19 protein-coding genes, 1 tRNA gene and 1 rRNA gene are annotated in these 16,690 nt (G+C 68.3%); 15 read left to right on the top strand and 6 right to left on the bottom strand.

Translation table 11 applies throughout. From position 1 onward, the window contains the following. The 3 genes from rrf to GBZ26_RS16370 all read left to right on the top strand — a co-directional run. Positions 1-83, top strand: a 5S ribosomal RNA gene (gene rrf / locus GBZ26_RS31015); the annotation flags it as partial. A 97-nt stretch (positions 84-180) separates the two neighbouring features. Next, positions 181-257, top strand: a tRNA-Met gene (locus GBZ26_RS16375). Between the two features lie 91 nt (positions 258-348). Further along, entirely contained in the window at positions 349-528 is a 180-nt protein-coding gene (locus GBZ26_RS16370; protein WP_174439744.1) for a hypothetical protein, read from the top strand. 15 nt (positions 529-543) lie between these two features. On the opposite strand, the gene GBZ26_RS16365 is transcribed toward GBZ26_RS16370, so the two are convergent. Continuing rightward, positions 544-729 carry a hypothetical protein gene (locus GBZ26_RS16365; RefSeq protein WP_174439743.1) on the bottom strand — a complete coding sequence of 62 codons (186 nt, stop codon included), beginning with the start codon at positions 727-729 and terminating at the stop codon, positions 544-546. A gap of 16 nt (positions 730-745) precedes the next feature. Next, entirely contained in the window at positions 746-1,120 is a 375-nt protein-coding gene (locus GBZ26_RS16360; protein WP_174439742.1) for a hypothetical protein, read from the bottom strand. Between the two features lie 94 nt (positions 1,121-1,214). Here GBZ26_RS16360 and GBZ26_RS16355 point away from each other — a divergent pair, with 94 nt between their 5' ends. Together GBZ26_RS16355 and GBZ26_RS16350 are read left to right on the top strand one after the other, a co-directional pair. Then, positions 1,215-1,517 carry a DUF6166 domain-containing protein gene (locus GBZ26_RS16355; RefSeq protein ID WP_174439741.1) on the top strand — a complete coding sequence of 101 codons (303 nt, stop codon included), beginning with the start codon at positions 1,215-1,217 and terminating at the stop codon, positions 1,515-1,517. 85 nt (positions 1,518-1,602) lie between these two features. Further along, the gene (locus GBZ26_RS16350) at positions 1,603-2,412 is read left to right on the top strand and encodes a sterol desaturase family protein (RefSeq protein WP_211104785.1); all 810 of its coding nucleotides are present in this window, start codon (positions 1,603-1,605) and stop codon (positions 2,410-2,412) included. Between the two features lie 63 nt (positions 2,413-2,475). On the opposite strand, the gene GBZ26_RS16345 is transcribed toward GBZ26_RS16350, so the two are convergent. Beyond that, positions 2,476-3,234 carry an alpha/beta fold hydrolase gene (locus tag GBZ26_RS16345; protein ID WP_174439740.1) on the bottom strand — a complete coding sequence of 253 codons (759 nt, stop codon included), beginning with the start codon at positions 3,232-3,234 and terminating at the stop codon, positions 2,476-2,478. Between the two features lie 139 nt (positions 3,235-3,373). Between GBZ26_RS16345 and GBZ26_RS16340 the strand changes: the two genes are divergently transcribed. The 10 genes from GBZ26_RS16340 to eno all read left to right on the top strand — a co-directional run bounded on the left by GBZ26_RS16340 (position 3,374) and on the right by eno (position 13,021). Further along, entirely contained in the window at positions 3,374-3,691 is a 318-nt protein-coding gene (locus GBZ26_RS16340; RefSeq protein WP_174439739.1) for a DUF6455 family protein, read from the top strand. 4 nt (positions 3,692-3,695) lie between these two features. Beyond that, positions 3,696-4,541 carry an isocitrate lyase/PEP mutase family protein gene (locus GBZ26_RS16335; protein WP_174439738.1) on the top strand — a complete coding sequence of 282 codons (846 nt, stop codon included), beginning with the start codon at positions 3,696-3,698 and terminating at the stop codon, positions 4,539-4,541. A 119-nt stretch (positions 4,542-4,660) separates the two neighbouring features. Beyond that, complete coding sequence (locus GBZ26_RS16330) at positions 4,661-5,902, top strand: iron-containing alcohol dehydrogenase (protein WP_174439737.1); 1,242 nt, start codon at positions 4,661-4,663, stop codon at positions 5,900-5,902. Between the two features lie 49 nt (positions 5,903-5,951). Next, positions 5,952-7,022, top strand: a complete 1,071-nt coding sequence (dctP, locus tag GBZ26_RS16325; RefSeq protein ID WP_343207290.1) for a TRAP transporter substrate-binding protein DctP — start codon at positions 5,952-5,954, stop codon at positions 7,020-7,022. A gap of 70 nt (positions 7,023-7,092) precedes the next feature. Beyond that, complete coding sequence (locus GBZ26_RS16320; RefSeq protein WP_174439736.1) at positions 7,093-7,650, top strand: TRAP transporter small permease subunit; 558 nt, start codon at positions 7,093-7,095, stop codon at positions 7,648-7,650. Positions 7,651-7,652: 2 nt separating this feature from the next. Further along, positions 7,653-8,972, top strand: a complete 1,320-nt coding sequence (locus GBZ26_RS16315) for a TRAP transporter large permease (RefSeq protein ID WP_174439735.1) — start codon at positions 7,653-7,655, stop codon at positions 8,970-8,972. 16 nt (positions 8,973-8,988) lie between these two features. Then, positions 8,989-9,897, top strand: coding sequence for a phytanoyl-CoA dioxygenase family protein (locus tag GBZ26_RS16310; RefSeq protein WP_174439734.1), 909 nt, complete (start codon positions 8,989-8,991; stop codon positions 9,895-9,897). A gap of 64 nt (positions 9,898-9,961) precedes the next feature. Next, entirely contained in the window at positions 9,962-10,663 is a 702-nt protein-coding gene (locus GBZ26_RS16305; protein WP_174439733.1) for a GntR family transcriptional regulator, read from the top strand. Between the two features lie 58 nt (positions 10,664-10,721). Continuing rightward, positions 10,722-11,744, top strand: coding sequence for a phosphotransferase family protein (locus GBZ26_RS16300; RefSeq protein WP_174439732.1), 1,023 nt, complete (start codon positions 10,722-10,724; stop codon positions 11,742-11,744). Next, positions 11,741-13,021: a phosphopyruvate hydratase gene (gene eno / locus GBZ26_RS16295; protein WP_174439731.1), complete on the top strand. Its 1,281-nt coding sequence runs from the start codon at positions 11,741-11,743 to the stop codon at positions 13,019-13,021. Before GBZ26_RS16300 ends, eno begins: the two co-directional genes overlap by 4 nt. 299 nt (positions 13,022-13,320) lie before the next feature. Here the strand turns inward: eno and GBZ26_RS16290 are convergent, their stop codons facing one another. From GBZ26_RS16290 to GBZ26_RS16280, 3 genes are all read right to left on the bottom strand, one after another. Then, positions 13,321-14,091: a hypothetical protein gene (locus GBZ26_RS16290; protein WP_174439730.1), complete on the bottom strand. Its 771-nt coding sequence runs from the start codon at positions 14,089-14,091 to the stop codon at positions 13,321-13,323. A gap of 182 nt (positions 14,092-14,273) precedes the next feature. Then, complete coding sequence (locus GBZ26_RS16285; RefSeq protein ID WP_174439729.1) at positions 14,274-15,461, bottom strand: polysaccharide pyruvyl transferase family protein; 1,188 nt, start codon at positions 15,459-15,461, stop codon at positions 14,274-14,276. 63 nt (positions 15,462-15,524) lie between these two features. Then, positions 15,525-16,690: hypothetical protein (locus GBZ26_RS16280; protein WP_211104784.1), on the bottom strand; the 1,166-nt coding region annotated here is incomplete at its 5' end.

The raw sequence follows: 16,690 nt of genomic DNA, 5'->3' as shown, positions 1-16,690 counted from the left end.
TCCCATTCCGAACTCGGCCGTGAAACGCCTCAGCGCCGATGGTACTGCGTCTTAAGACGTGGGAGAGTAGGTCGCCGCCAGGTCACCACGGCACACGCCACGCCATCCAGGAACGTGGACGCAGCAGGCTTCGAACGCACTTGACAATCGTCGCACACGGGTCCCTTCCCAAGGACCATCCGCGGGGTGGAGCAGCCCGGTAGCTCGTCAGGCTCATAACCTGAAGGTCGCAGGTTCAAATCCTGCCCCCGCAACCATCGACAGTTGACAGCCCGCCTCCAACGAGGCGGGCTGTCGGCGTTTCGGGTTCGCCGCGGCGCACGCCTCCATGATCGCCAGCAGATCGCCATGAAGCTGCGCCTCCAGCCCTGCGCCCGAGGGGCCCGGATCCTTGATGAACTCGCAACGTCCCCATTCCAGAACACCGGCATAAATGGCGTTGTCGAGGATACCGGTCCCGCGGGCGACCTGTCCGCGGCGTTCTCATCGTTCAACCGCCTCATTCCGGCCGTTTGCTTTCCGGCGTGAATGAGCAAAGTCGGGTCAGCGGGGCGAAGCCGGCAGCTTTTTGGCCTCCGGGAACAGCCACAGCGCGCCGACCATGAACAGGCCAAGCGCCGGGATCAGCCATACCGGCATGTCGGGGCTGAGGCGGTCGCGCAAGAGGTAGCAGACGGCCACCACGACGGCGACCAACACGGACAGAACGCCTTTCAGAATAGGGGGCATGACGGGTCTCCTGCTGTTATCCGGGGATGTGCGCCGCCAGAACGACGGCGAGGACGAGATTGAGAACGGCGGAGAGTGCGGCCCCGGCGCAGCCGTCGCGCAGCGGCGCCGGCACCGACTGGAACAGCAGCGGCCCGAACAGCACCGCCACTCCGGCGGCAATGACTGCGGGCGGCCAGGGCAGGCGCGCAACGGCGAGCCATAGCGCTGCCACCAGCAGCATCACGACACTTCCAGCCAGCAGCAACACCAGCGCGCCGCCGCCGATGCCAGTCAGTGCAGCCGGGCGGTGCGCGGCCGGGAAGAAGCCCGCCAGTTGCACCGCCGCAGCAGAGCCGGCCAGCAGCGCCGCGGCGAAGCACGCCAGTGGAACGGTTTCTGCCCAGGACATCGCACCTTCCCTCCTGTGCCCCGTCCGATGGGGCGATTGCGGCTCACTTTGACATATGATAGATATATCAGACAAGCAGGAAACGGGAGGAACCATGACGATCTATCGCGGCGACCGCACCATCGACGGCATCCAGGTGACCGTGGACGGCGTGCCTCTCGACCCGCGCTTCGACCTGAAAACCGTGTGCGCGGAGGGGTTCGAATGGAGCTACGAAGGCGCCGCCCCGGCGCAGCTGGCGCTGGCGCTCATCGCCGCGCACACCGGTGACGGAGACAAGGCGCTGAAGGCCTACGACGCGTTCATGCGCACGGTGGTGGCCAACTTCAACAACGAGTGGGAGATGACCGGCGCCGATATGGACGCGGCGCTGGCCGGCCTTCATGCCCGGGCGTGACTCCTACCCGAACGGCCAGTTGACCGTGAAATGGGGCTGATGTATCAGTGATATATTACAGCACGGCTCGGGAGGAGACCTGGACATGCACAGCGAAATCGCCAACTCGCCGATGAGCAACCGGCAACGCAACTACCGCCAGCAGTACCGCGAGCGCATCGCCGGCTGGTACAATGGCTGGCTGCACGTCGCCGTGATCTACACGATCGGCCTCACCGCCATGTACATCTACGTCACCAACATCGAGGCCGTGCGCTGGTGGGAGTGGCTGACCGTTCCGGCGGTCTTCCTGATCTGCAATTTCTTCGAGTGGTTCCTGCACGCCCAGATCATGCACCGGCCGCAGAGCAACCCCGGCCTGCGGGCGATCTACACGCGCCACACGCTGATGCACCACCAGTTCTTCACCGAACACGAGATGCGCTTCGCCGATCAGTTCGACTGGCGCGTCACCTTCTTCCCGCCCTATGCGCTGGTGGTGTTCATCCTGATGTCGATCCCCGGCGCTCTGTTCGTCGGCTGGCTGATCTCGCCCAACGTCGGCTGGCTGCTGATGGTGACCACCACGGGCATGTACCTGACCTACGAGTTCATGCACTTCTGCTGCCACGTGAACGACAATTGGTTCGTGCGCAACTGCCCGTTCGTCAACACGATCCGACGCCACCACACCGCGCACCACAATCAGGCGATCATGATGGAAAGGAACATGAACCTGACCTTTCCCATCGCCGACTGGCTGTTCGGCACGTCGGACCTGAACCGCGGGCTGCTCGGCCACCTGTTCAACGGCTACGATACCCGCCATGTGCGCACCGACCTGCGGCGCACCTCGAAGACCCCGGTCAGCGGCAAGGGCAAGTCTGACGACGGCACCGTCGTCTCGGCGGTCTGAACCGTTACCTCCCCACACCTGCCCCTCTCCCGCCCCGGCGGGAGAGGGGTTTTCCGTCATCCGCTACAGCCGCGCCATAAAGGCGGCCAGCGCATCCGCCAGCCGCTGCGGGTCATGGGCCATGGGATTGTGGCCGCAGCCTTTCCAGACCTCCAGCTCCGCTCCGGCGATCGCGTCCGCGATGGCGCGGCCGTGCGACAGCGGGCACTGGTCGTCCGCGGCCCCGTGCACCACCAGCGTCGGCACCGACACCGCGGCCAGCGTGCCGCGATGGTCGGCGCGCCGCGCCGCCATCCAGGAGCCGGCGACGGCGAAGGGCGCCGCCGTCTCGGTCAGCCGCAGCGCCTCGGCCCGGCGCGCCGCCTCCTCGGCGATCCGCTCGGGAGTCTCCCCGGCGAACCAGCGGCATTCGGTGCCCGGGTGCGCCGTGCCGCCGACCAGCACCAGCCCGGCCAGGCGGCCGCAGCCATGGCGCGCGACGTATTCCAGGCTGACCAGCACGCCCATGCTCCACCCCGCCAGGACGAAGGGACCGGCAATCCCGGCGGTGTAGGCCGCCACATCGGCGGCGAAGCCGTCCAGTCCGTACGCCTCCAAGAGGTCCGGCGCGTGCGAGCCGGCTCGTCCGCGCAGGTTGGGGGCCAGCGCGTGGATCTCCGGCGACAGCCGCTCCATCAGCGGCTTCCACGCCGACGCCGATCCCTGGATGCCATGCAGCAGCACCAGCGTCGGGCGCTCCGCCGACGGCGCGCCGGCCGTCAGCTCCGTCAGCGTGCCGGTCGCCACCCGCCGCTCGCCCGTGCGAATCCTATCCGCATCCATCGCCCGCCTCCCTGATATCGCAATGATATATCACGGAGGCTAGCAGCACCGCCGCATGGCCGGCAACCCGGCCGAACGGCTCATCCGCACGGATTGATCCGCGTCAATGCAGCGCTGGCCCGGCAGAGATATCAGTGATATGTTACCTATCATTGGAGCAGAGAGCATGGACCCGACGCTGATTCTCGTCCTGGCCGGCGGCTTGGTGCTGGCCGGCGTTACCCTCGCGGCGCGACGCCCGGGGCAGCCGCTGCCGCTGGCTGCGGTGATCGCCCGGCGCCTGCCCGGCGTGACCGCGCTGGCGACGGCCGGCACCTGCCACGCCGTTGCCAACGCCGTGGCCGCGTGCCGACGCTGCGAACGGCAGGACGCCTGCCGGCGGTGGCTGGCCCGCGACACGACGGAGTCCTGCCCCGGCTTCTGCCCCAACCGTGCGGTGATCGAAAACCTGAGGTGAGACCATGGCGGACTCGGCGTTGCAGGAGAAGGCGGAGCGTCTGCGGCAATTGCACGGCACCGGAAAGCCGCTGGTCCTCCCCAACGCCTGGGACGTCGGCAGCGCCGTGGTGTTCGCTGCGGCCGGCTGCCCCGCACTCGCCACCAGCAGCGCCGGCATCGCCTTCGCCGCCGGCTTCCCGGACGGTGAGCGCATGCCGCGCGACGCCATGCTCGCGGCGGTCGGCCGTATCGCCGCCCGCGTCGCAGTCCCGGTCAGCGCAGACATGGAGGCCGGCTACGGCGCCACGCCGGAGGACGTCGCCGACACCGTGCGCGGCGTGATCGCCGCCGGAGCCGTCGGCATCAACATCGAGGACGGGTTGGACGGCGGCGGGCTGCGCGACCCCGCGGATATGCTCGCCCGGCTGCGCGCCGCCCGCATGGCGGCCGACGCGGCTGGCGTGCCCCTGTTTCTCAACGCCCGCACCGATGTGTTCTGGCAGCGGATCGGGCCGGAAGACCAGCGCCTCGCGCTTGCCGTCGAGCGCCTGCGCGCCTATCGGGATGCGGGGGCGGACGGGCTGTTCGTGCCGGGCCGCATGGACCTGCCGACCATCCGGGGGCTGGCGGCGGCGACCGACCTGCCGCTCAACGTCCTGGGCGGTGCGGGAATGCCGCCCATCCCGGAACTGGCCTCGGCCGGCGTCGCCCGCGTCACCGTCGGCTCCGGCCCGATGCGCGCCGCCATGGGCGTCGTCCGCGCCATCGCCGAGGAACTAGCCGGGCCCGGCACCTACGAGCGCATCCTCGGCGTCGCCATTCCCTATCCCGACCTGAACGCGCTGTTCGCCGACGATCCGCAGGACTAGTCCCTTCGGCTGGAGACCCACCCCCTTCGGCCATAGCGCACGCTGCCGCGTTGACGGCATCTCTGATATTCGTTTAGCATACCAACAGTGTATTGTTGATATATCAGAGGAGGGGACCCGTGCTTCACGACCGGCTCTTCTACAGTGCGCCGTCGCGCATTCTCTTCGGCAACGGTGTCCGGCGCGATCTTGCGCCGCTGCTGGCAAGGCAGGGGTTCCGGCACGGGCTGATCGTCACCGACCGCTTCTTCACCGAAAAGAGCCCGATCATCGAGGAACTGCGCGGCCTGCTGCGCGAGCACGGCATCACGTCCAGCGTCTCGGCGGAGGGCGAGCCGGACCCCAGCGTCGCGTTGTGCCTCAAGGTGCAGGGCCAAGTGCGCGGCAGCGGCGAACAGGACCGCATCGACCATCTGATCGCCGTTGGCGGCGGCAGCAACATCGACCTCGCCAAGGTGCTGTCGCTGACGCTGAAGTACGGCGGGGAACCGGAGGACTACATCGGCGAGGGGCGGATCCCCGGCAAGCCGCTGCCGCTGGTCGCCATCCCGACCACCGCCGGCACGGGGTCGGAGATCACCGCCGGCGCCATCCTGGTCAAGCACGACAGCGATACCAAGGTCGCAGTCATGGCGAACGACCTGCGCCCGGCGGTGGCGGTGGTCGATCCGGAGCTGACGCTGTCCTGCCCGCCGCGCGTCACCGCCGATGCCGGGCTGGACGCGCTGACGCACGCCATCGAGTCCTATCTCACCATCGACTCCCCGCAGTTCGACCGCCAGGGCGAGGCCGACCCAGCCTACACCGGCCGCAACGCCATGACCATGCTGTTCGCGGCGGAGAGCGTCCGGCTGTGCTTCCGCCACCTGCCGGCGGCGATGCGCGACGGCACGAATCTGGAGGCCCGCACCGGCATGGCGTACGGAAGCCTGTTCGCCGGGCTGTCCTACGCCAGCGCCGGGCTGAACGGCGTGCACGCGCTGGCCTACGCGCTGGCCGGGCTGACGCACGCCACGCACGGCAGCACGAACGCCGTGTTCCTGCCCTATGTGATGGACGCGCTGCGCCCGGTGCGGCAGGCCGAACTGGCGGAGATCGCCCGCATGGCCGGCGAAACCGGCGGTGACGACGCCGCGCTGGCCCTGCGCGCCGTGGAACGCACGCGGGACCTGGTGGAGATGGCCGGCATCCCCACCACGCTGCCCGGCTTCGGCGTCCGCGAGGAGCAGATCGAGCCGCTCGCCCGCAACGGCATCGCCGTGGCCCGCCTGACCAGGGCCTTCCCGATCCAGCCGGCCGACGCGGCCTACCGCCGCATCGTCGCCAATGCCTTCAGCGGCCGCCTGGGGGACGCCGGCTAGCGCACGTTGACACGCCAAGCAAAGAACAACAATTCAAGGGAGGAAGAGTGTGATCAGGATCAAGGCTTTGACGATGGTGGCCGCGATCGCGGCCTTCATCGCAGTTCCGACGCTGGCGCTGGCGCAGGATGCCAAGCACAGCTTCAAGATGGCCACCGGCTGGCCGGGCGGGCCGCTCATGGACATCGGCGCCAAGGCCTTCGCCGAGCGCGTCGACCAGATGTCCGACGGTCGCATCAAGATCCAGGTTTTCCCCGGCGGCACGCTCGGCAATGCGCTGAAGGTGACCGAGACGGTCAAGAACGGCGTGGCCGAGATGGGCCACACCTGGATGGGCTACGACTGGGGCCGCGACACCACCACCGTGCTGTTCGGCGGCTACGCCGGCAGCTTCGATTCCGAACGCATGCTGCACTGGCTGTATCAGGCCGGCGGCGTCGACCTGCAGCGCCAGTACCGCGACGAGGTGTTCGGCGTCGTCTCCATGCCGCTGTTCATCCGCACCGCCGAGGTGTTCCTGCACTCCCGCAAGCCGGTTCGCACGCTGGAGGATATGAAGGGCCTGAAGCTGCGCACCGCCGGCTCCTGGCTCGACATGGCGAAGGACCTCGGCGCCGCGCCGGTGACCACGGCCGGCGGCGACGTCTTCCCGATGCTCGAGCGCGGCGCCATCGACGCCACCGAGTGGGGAACGCTGTGGGAGGACATCGCCCCCGGCTTTCACAAGGTCGCCAAATACCTGATCATCCCGGGCGTCCATCAGCCGGTCGCCCCGTTCGATCTGGTCATCAACAAGGACGCCTGGGCCAAGCTGTCCGACAAGGACAAGACGCTCATCGAGACCGCCGCCCGCCTGACCACGTTCGACAGCTGGCTGCGCATCGGCGAGGAGGATGCCAAGGCGCTCGACGTCTACCGCAAGGCGGGCAACGAGGTGATCGAGCTGGCCCCCGAGGTCCAGTACCGGACGCGCGAGATCGCCGACGCCTGGGCCGACAAGCAGGCGGAGACGAACCCCTGGTTCGCCAAGGTCCTGGCCAGCCAGCGCGACTTCGAGAGGCGCTGGGCGAACGCCACCCAGTACCGGAACGTGAAGGTGCGCGCGACCGCCACCCAGTGAGTCCTTGGGGCGCCTCCCTGCTTCCGGGCGGGGAGGCGCCCGCCGCGACCCCGGCGAATCAGGAGTCCGCATGCAATCCTTCGTCCGTTTCGTCGACCGCCTGACCGGCTGCGTCGGCTTCGTGGGAGCGTGGCTGGTCGCCCCGCTCATACTGTCCGCCTGTTACGAGGTGTTCTCCCGCTACATCCTCGGCAGCCCGACCATCTGGGCGTACGAGACGGGGTACATGTTCACCGGCGCCAACTTCCTGCTGGGCATGGCCTTCGCGATGCGCGAGAACGCGCACATCCGCGTGGACGTGCTCTACCTGCGCTTTTCGCCCCGCACCAAGGCGATCGTCAACGCGCTGTCCTACGCGCTGATCGTCGTGCCCATCGGCTCCTGGCTGGCCTTTGCGCTCTACAAGCACGGCCTGTCGGCCTACCTGACGCGCGAGACCTCCGGCCAGTCGGCCTGGAATCCGGTGGTGTGGCCGTTCCGTCTGAGCTTCTTCGTGGCCTTCGCCATGCTGGTGCTCCAGGCGCTGTCGGAACTGGCGAAATGCCTGCTGCTGCTGCGCCAGACCGAGCCCGAGGAGCGCGCCCACGGGGTCCTGCCCTCCGCGGCCGGCCGGCAGGGGAGTCATTAGCCATGACCATGCTCGCGCTTTACATGTTCCCGCTGCTGTTCAGCCTGCTGCTGCTGGGCGTGCCGGTGGCCTTCTCCATGCTCGCCACGGCGACCGTGTTCGGCTGGATTGTGTTCGACACGGCGCTGGTCTTCCAGCTGGTCGAGAAGGTCGAGGACGTCGCCTCCAACTTCGTGCTGGCCGCCGTCACCCTGTTCGTCTTCATGGGCTGCATGCTGGAACGCGCCGGCATCGCCGAGCAGCTGTTCGAGGCGGTGCATGTGTGGACCCGCCGCATGCCCGGCGGCCTGGCGCTCGGCACCGTCGTGATGTGCATCATCTTCGCCGCCTCCACCGGCGTCATCGGCGCCACGGAGACGGTGGTCGGCCTGCTCGCCATCCCGGTGATGCTGAAGCACCGCTACGACAAGCCGCTGATCTGCGGGACGATCTGCGCCGGCGGCAGCCTGGGCACCATCATCCCGCCGTCGGTGGTGGTGGTGGTGATGGGTCCGCTCGCCAACGTCTCGGTCGGCGACCTGCTGGTCGGCATGGTGTTCCCCGGCCTGATCATGGCCGGATTCTACGTCGCCTACATCTATCTCCTCTGCCGCATCCGTCCCGATGCCGGTCCGGTGGTGCCGGCGGAGGAGGACACCATGACGGTGGCGGAGAAGCTGCGCATCACCGCCTTCGCTCTGGTGCCGCCGCTGTTCATGATCGTCACCGTGCTGGGCTCGTTGATGCTGGGCCTCGCCGCGCCGACCGAGGCGGCGGCCATCGGCGCCGCCGGGTCGGTGCTGCTGGCGGCCTTCTACGGGCGACTCTCGTGGGCGACGCTGAACGGCGCGGTCATGAAGACGCTGCAGGTCACCGCCATGATCATGACCATCCTGCTGGCCGGCAGCATGATGACCGGCGTCTTCATCGGCGCCGGCGGCGTGACCCTGGCGCAGGAGCTGGTCGACAAGGCACAGCTCGGCCCCTGGGGCCTGCTGGCGCTGGTGCTCGGGCTGACGTTCCTGGCGGGGTTCTTCCTCGACTGGATCTCGATCGTGCTGATCATGATCCCGCTGTTCACGCCGCTGATCGTCGCCGCCGGCTTCGACGCGGTGTGGTTCTGCATCCTGTTCCTGGTGATGATCCAGACCAGCTACCTGACGCCGCCGATGGCGCCGGCGATCTTCTATCTGCGCGGCATCGCCCCGCCGGAGATCACCACCGGCCACATGTACCGCGGCGTGCTGCCCTTCATCGGGTTGCAGGTCCTGACCCTCATCATCGTGCTGGTCTTCCCGCAGACCGTGCTCTGGCTGCCGAGCAAGCTGCTGGGATTCAACTAACTTACGGAGCGCACCCATGACCCCCGAAGAGGTTCTCTCCCGCCCGCCGCGGATCCTGACCCAGGCCCAACGCGAGTCGTACTTCGAGGACGGCTATCTGCTGCTCGAATCCATCATCCCCATGGACATCGTCGACAACCTGCGGCGCACGACCGAGGAGATGGTGGACCGCACCCGCGGCATCGCCAAGTCCGACGACGTCTGGGACCTCGAGCCCGGCCACAGCGCGGAGTCGCCGCGCCTGCGCCGCCTGTCCGCTCCGGTGGACCACCACCCCTACTACTGGGAATACTGCTCGCAGTCGCTGCTGGGCGACATCGTCGCCGACCTCGTCGGCCCGGACGTTAAGTTCCACCACAGCAAGCTGAACTTCAAATGGGCCAAGGGCGGCACCGAGGTGAAGTGGCACCAGGACATCCAGTTCTGGCCGCACACCAACTACTCGCCGCTGACGGTCGGCACCTACATCTACGATTGCGACATGGACCAGGGACCGCTCGGCGTCATTCCGGGCAGCCACAAGGGTGAGCTGTTCCACCAGGTCGACGAGGCCGGCAACTGGACCGGCTGCCTGTCGGACGAGGACCTGAAGAAGGTGGACGTGTCCAAGGCGGTCTACCTGCCGGGACCGGCCGGGTCGCTGACCATCCACAACTGCCGGACGGTGCACGGCTCCAAGCTCAACCAATCGCCGAACGGCCGGCCGCTGCTGCTGTACGCCTTCAGCTCGGCCGACGCCATGCCCTACACCGGCAACCCGATCCGCAGTTCGCACGACCAGGAGATCATCCGCGGCGAGCGCGCGCTGATGGCCCACCACGACCCGCGGCCGTGCTGGCTGCCGCCGGACTGGTCGGGCGGCTATGGTTCCATCTTCACGCACCAGCAGGGCGAGAAGAAGGCCGCGCCGGCCATGACGATGTGACCTTGCGCGGCACAATCCGGAGCGCTAAGTCTCGACGCTGGGGCAACTGGAACCGATGCTGCAAATGAAGAAGGCGCCACGCCACGAGACCCAACCGGGCAATGAGGCCGAGCCGGTCGACGACGTGCAGTCGACCTTGACCGAGAAGGCCTACCGTGCGCTTGAGGAAATGATCGTCACCCTCAAGCTGGCGCCGGGCAGCGTGGTGTCGGAGGCGGCGCTGAGTCAGCTCCTCGGGATCGGCCGCACGCCGATCCGCGAGGCGCTGCACCGGCTGGCGCACGAGCATCTGGTGACCATCCTGCCCCGGCGGGGGATCATCGTCTCCGAAGTCAACATCATGACCCAGCTGCGCCTGCTGGAGGTGCGCCGTGAGGTGGAGCGCCTGATGGCGCGCGCCGCGTCCAAGCGGGCCACCCCCGCCGAACGCGAGGCCTTCCGCCGCATCGAGGAGGGCATGCAGAGGGCGGCGTCCGGCAACGACGACATCGCCTTCATGCGGCTGGACCAGGCGTTCAACCAGCTGCTGACGCAGGCGGCGCGCAACGACTTCGCCGCCGGCGCCATCAGCCTGATGCAGTCCCTGTCGCGGCGGTTCTGGTACATCCATTACCGCAAGGTCGCCGACATGCCGCTGGCCGCCCGTCTGCACGGCGCGGTGGCGCTGGCCATCGCCGAGGGCGACGCGGAGCGGGCAGCCGCGGCGTCGGACGCGCTGATGGACTACATCGAGACCTTCACACGCGCCACGGTCACCGCCGACTGAAGCCCTTCCCCCAGGGGAACGGGGCTTCGGGCGCACACGGAACCGCTTTGGAGGCCCCATGCGGAACGGCTTTACCGACCTGTCGAAGGACGGCGCGGCGCTGTCGGCCGTCCTGTCGAGGATGGGACTGATCGCGCCGGGTCAGCCCTTCGAGGCGGAGACGCTGACGGGAGGCGTTTCCTCCACCGTCCTGAAGATCTCCAGCGCCGGCCGGGTCTTCTGCCTCAAGCAGGCGCTTCCCAAGCTGAAGGTGGCCAAGGATTGGCGGGTTCCGGTCGACCGCGTCTTCGGCGAGATCGACTGGCTGACCACTGTGTCCTCCATCGCGCCCGAAGCGGTGCCGGCGGTCTGCGGAGTCGACCGGGATTCCCGATGCTTCGCCATGGAATTCCTCCCCGAGGAGGCGTACCCGAACTGGAAGTCCCTGCTGATGCGGGGCTGTGTCGACGCCGGGTTCGCCGCCGCCGTCTGCGCGGCGCTCGGCCTGATCCACGCGAGGACGGCGGACGACCCGGTCCTGGCCGGGCGGTTCGCAACGGACGCCAACTTTTACGCGATCCGCCTGGAGCCGTACCTCGCCGAAACGGCGCGCAACCATGCCCGTCTGGCGCCGCGGATCCTGGAGGTTCTGGAGCGGACGCGCACCACCAAACTCGTGCTGGTCCATGGCGACGTCAGCCCCAAGAACATCCTCGTCGGCCGCAAGGGGCCCGTGTTCCTGGACGCCGAATGCGCCTGGTACGGCGATCCGGCCTTCGACCTCGCCTTCTGCCTGAACCATCTGCTGCTCAAGGCCGTCCACAACCCGGCCGCCGCGCCGTCGCTGCTGGCGGCCTTCGCCGCGTCCGGTGCCGCCTACCTCGACCACGTCGGGTGGGAGCCGCGCGACCGCTTCGAGGAGCGCGCCGCGGCGCTCCTGCCCTGCCTGATGCTCGCGCGCGTCGACGGGAAGTCTCCGGTCGAGTATCTCGCCGACGCCGGGCGCGCGCTCGTGCGGACACTCGCCGTGGCGATGATCGACCGGCGGCCGATCGCCCTGGACCAGATTGCCGCGTTCGTTCGCAAGGAGATGACGTCGTGAGCCGGATCAAGGATGTTCGAGGCCGCCAGGTGTGGGATTCGCGCGGATGGCCGACCGTCGAGGTCGAGGTCACCCTCGACACCGGCGCGGTCGGTCGCGGCATCGCGCCCGCCGGCGCGTCGCGGGGCGCCCATGAGGCGGTGGAACTGCGGGACGGCGGCGCGCTGCTCGGCGGCAAGGGCGTTCGCACCGCACTTGCGGGCATCGAGCGGGACATCGCACCGGCGCTCGTCGGCCTGCCGGTCTCCGATCAGGCGCGGATCGACCGGACGCTGATCGATCTCGACGGGACGCCGAACCGCTCCCGGCTCGGTGGCAACGCGGTCGTCGCCACCTCGATGGCGGCGCTCAACGCCGCCGCAGCCGACGCCGGGCTGCCGCTGTGGCGCCACCTCGCTGAGGGCCGGCCGGTGCGGCTGCCGCTGCCGCAGATCCAGATCTTCGGCGGCGGCGCCCACGCCGGACGCCGGATCGACATCCAGGACCTGATGGTGATCGCCACCGGCGCCGGGTCGTTCGGGCAGGCGCTTGAGATGACGGCGGAGGTCTATCACAGCGCCGGCCGGATCATGGCCGGGCGCGGTCTTTTGCAGGGCGTCGCCGACGAGGGCGGCTGGTGGCCGGCGTTCGACACCAACGAAGAGGCGCTGGACACGCTGGTTCGCGCCATCGAGGGCGCCGGCCTCGTGCCGGGCGAGGACGTGTGCATCGCCCTGGACATCGCCGCCTCGGAGTTCGGCAGGAACGGCCGCTATCGCCTCGGGCTCGAAGGGGTGGAGTACGATTCCGACGGCCTGTGCGCGGTGCTGCTCGACTGGCTTGACCGCTACCCGATCGTCTCGATCGAAGACCCGCTCGCGGAGGACGACGAGACCGGTCTCGTCGCCTTCACCCGCGCGGCGGGAACGCGCGTCCAGATCGTCGGCGACGATTATCTGGTCACCGACGCGCGGCGGGTGGAGGCGGCGGCGGCCAAGGGCGCCTGCAACGCCGTCCTCCTCAAGCCCAACCAGGCCGGGACCATCACGGAGACCCAGGACGCGCTGGCCGCCGCAAAGGCGGCCGGCTTCAACACCATCGTGTCCGCCCGTTCGGGTGAAACCGAAGACGCGATCATCGTCCATCTCTCGACCGGCTGGAACGCCGGCCAGCTGAAAGTCGGCTCCTTCGCCCGGTCCGAACGGATGGCCAAGTGGAACGAAGCCATACGGATCGAATCCGCAGGGCTTCCATTTTTCGGACGATCCGCACTGCAACGTCCGACGCGCTCCACCTAGGCATCCGGCTTCTGTAGCATCGTTTGTGGCGGGTGAGGTTCGGGTAGAATCCAGGCCTTTTCGGCGGTCAGGATGACAAGCTGATGCGCCGCGAGAAGAGCCCGTTCACGGAGGCGTTGGTGCGCAAATCGTGAGACTGGTGATCGAGGCGGGCTGCGGAAAAGGATCGGCCCCCGCTGGAGCCAAGGGCCGGATGCCGTGCAAGGCGAACGAGAGCCGTCGTCATAAGATCCAGAAGGCGCGCCACCGTGTCGAGAACGGGGCGGCCTGAGATGCGGCGATGTTCCGGCGCGGCGCCGTTATCGGAAAATCGCCAGCCCGATCACCGTCGCGGCGAAGGCGCCTACGGCCGAGGCCAGAGCGGCGATGATGGTGGGGGCGTGCGACTTGGCCGACTTGACCTTCAGCGCGTCGTCGAAGCCGCGCAGCGTCGTGTCCATGCGGACGAGGAAGACCTCCAGCCCGGCCACCCGCTCCTGAAGGCCGTGGAGCGCCTCCGACAGGGCGGCCTGCTGGGACGCGGCGGTGTTGGCTCCGGACTGACCGGCCGCGATGCGCTCCTGCGTCTCGCGCAGGAGCCGGGCAATGCCCTGCTGGCCGGCGGCGATTTGCTGATGGTCGCGGCGGGCGGCGTCGAGCCCGGCGGCGATGCGCACCAGATGCGGGGCGAGCGTGCGCTCCAGCAGTTCTTCCTCCGCACTCGGCTGGGCGAAGGTGGCAATGGTGCCGGTGCTGGGCGCGGCGACCACGGCGACGACGCGCGTGGGGTCGAGCCCGGCCGGAATTTCAAGGTCGGCTTCGAAGGCGTGGTGACCGTCGCCGAAGTTGCCGCCCACCAGATCCTCGCGCGGGCGGTCGGCCAGCGCGCGCCCCAGGACGACGCTGCGGCCGTCCGGCATCTCGGCGCGGAACTCCACCGTCAGGCGGTCGGTGGGGTAGGAGCGGTCCCAGGCCCAGCCGTAGATCCGTCCGGCCTGGACGGCGTCCACCCGGCCTTCGATGACGGACGCCGCTGGCTCCGCCGCGACGGGGGTGGAGGACAGGGTGTCGGGCGTGGCGACGTCGGGCATGGCGGGCACTCGCGAAATAATTGATGTCCCCTCTCCCCTCTGGGGAGAGGGTTAGGGTGAGGGGGTTGTGCTTGTGCCGGACTTATCGTCGAGCGAAACCCCCTCACCGGCCCTTTGGGCCACCCTCTCCCCAGAGGGGAGAGGGTTATGAAGGTGCTTTTCTGGAAGAACGGCAACAGCCGTCAGGCCGCCTTGCGCTGCGGGGTCTTGCGCGCGGTCGGGCTGGGCATGCGGTGCGGGATGTAGTTCTCGTCCAGGAACTCCCGCATGTCGCGGTAGCGCTGATAGAAGGTGCGGTTGAACTTCTCGAACAGGCTCTGGTCCCAGTATTCCTCCAGGACGAAGGGCTTGTCGGAATAGACGTCGTAGCAGGGGATCGCGAAGGTCTCCGCGAACTCCGCCGTGCGGCTGTCGTAGCTGAAATAGACCGACGGCGTGCCGTTCGACAGCGCCATCAGGTTGCCGTGCAGGCGGTAGCCCAGCACGAGGTCCTTCGAGCGCACGATGCTCTCATAGTCGGCGACGACGTCCGAGTACCACAGGCGCGAGCGGTACAGCGCGTCCAGCTCCTCGTCGAAGTACCAGTTCTTCAGCCAGTTGTTGTTGTGCAGCTCGTCCCAGGCCTCGGCCTTCTGCTCGTCGGTGCCCCAGAGCAGCTTCTTCTCCTCAACCTCGCCCTGCATCATCAGGACGGTGTCGAAGCGGCGGCTCATGTCCTTGACGAAGTCGCGGTGGCGGGTGAGGTAGGTCTTCACGTCCGGCGAATAGTGGCTGGACACCTCGCGGCGCATGGTGATGCCGACGTTGCGCACGCTGTCCAGCGACGGCAGGTCGATGCGCAGCTCCGGATCGCGGTTGCGGAAGGCGGTCGGGCAGCCGACGATGCGCACGTTCTTGATGCCGAGGTCCCACAGAACTTCGGCGGTGTAGGTGCCGCGCACGCCCAGCGTCGTCGACTTGTCGGCGAACATCTGCCAGATGCGCTTGCTCTCGTCCGACAGCGTCAGCTTGCCGGTGGCCGGAGCTTGGGCGCCGACGCCGAAGGCGATGACCGGGATGCGCAGCTTGGACAGCACCTGCTCGGTGCCCTCCGGCCAGGTCATGTGGTCGTGGATGTAGTTCGACCCGCGCAGGAACACGTAATCGTATTCGGCGTTGGCCCGGTCCACCACCTCCTGCTTGAACTCGCGGATCTCCACCACGTCGAGACGGTCGAAGGTCAGCAGCTTCAGCGAGGAATCGTAGACGAAGGCGTCGCCGATGTTGTGGTAATGATTGATGCTACGCTGAATGTTCTGGTAGCTGTACCACCGCACGCAGTCATGGTCATAGACTTCGCCGGAGGGAATCATGACTAGGATGTTAGCCAATTTAATTCTCCTGGGGTCGGGGTGGTGGAGGGTTGCGGGGTTCGGGTTTTATCTTGATGAATTTTAGCCGCTTTGGGACGGCTCAACCCGGATCATTATTCGGACCAGATCGCGATCACTGGTCGGCTTGCAGTTCTTCTGGGCAAGCCGGGTCAGGTAGAGCCAGGCGTTTCCATCCGTGTCCTCGAAATTCCGGCTTCTGGCGTCCGGATCGAGAATGGCCGGGTAGTAGAAGGTCTCGTCCACGGCGCACGTCTTGTCGGTGAGCAGCGGCGCCGCCCAGGCGAGGCGGGGGGCGGACCAGCCGATCAGGTCGGCGGAGGTCGCCACCCACACGCCGGACACCGGCTCCGCCCCTTTGCGTTCCGCGCGCCGTCCCGCCATCACCGCGACGTAGAGGCCGCTCGGCGTGTGGCGGACGAGGCTGGTGACGGTGAAGGGCAGGCGGTCGGGCGGCAGCGGCGCACAGACCGACGCCTCGGGATCGGCCTCGCCCTGGGTGTAGGGATCGCGGAAGCGGACCGTGAAGTCCCGCCCGTCCCACGCCCGCCAGGACGCCGGATCCCCGAGGTCGCGGGTGCGCATCAGGCAGACGCCGCGCTTCTGCGCGCCGATGCCCTCGGCGAAGGCCATGGCGTAGTACCAGCCGTCGCGCGCGACGATGTTGCTCGGCGCGAACAGTCCGGCGCGCTTTCCCAGATCGCCGCGGAAACGGTAGGGCACCCCGGCGACGTAGCGCGCCGGCCCGAAGCTCTGCCCGCCGTCGTGCGAGACGGTGAGGGTCAGCGCGTTCCACCAGCAGGCCATGTAGTCGCCGGTGGGGCAGAGGTCGCGGCGCTTGTGGCCGTGGTATTCGTTGTGGACCAGCCCGTAGACGGTGGTGCCGTCCTGCGTGTAGGGCGAGGTCAGCCAGCCCATGTCGTCGAAGCGGGCCGGGTCGTCGCGCTTGGCCGACTGGAAGACGATGCGGCAGCCGTGGTGCAGGTCGTTCAGCGACGGACCGCTGAGGACACGCGCGCGGGTGTGCGCGGCGAGCAGACGGACGCTGCCGTCCGCCGCCTTCCAGGCGCGCGCCGGGGCGTCCGGCACGTCCCAATCCTCGCAGGCCTGGGTGCGGTGGTCGTAGACGGTCTCCAGCTTTGCGCCCGTGGGGACGCTGACGCGGAGGTCCGCGGCGTGGGCGGGGGTGGCGAGGAGCGTACAGGCCATGAGGGCGTATTGCCCCCACC

This window comes from Azospirillum formosense (assembly GCF_013340925.1).
In the GTDB taxonomy this organism is placed as follows: Bacteria; Pseudomonadota; Alphaproteobacteria; order Azospirillales; family Azospirillaceae; genus Azospirillum; species Azospirillum formosense.
This window is presented reverse-complemented; position numbering and strand designations above follow the sequence as displayed.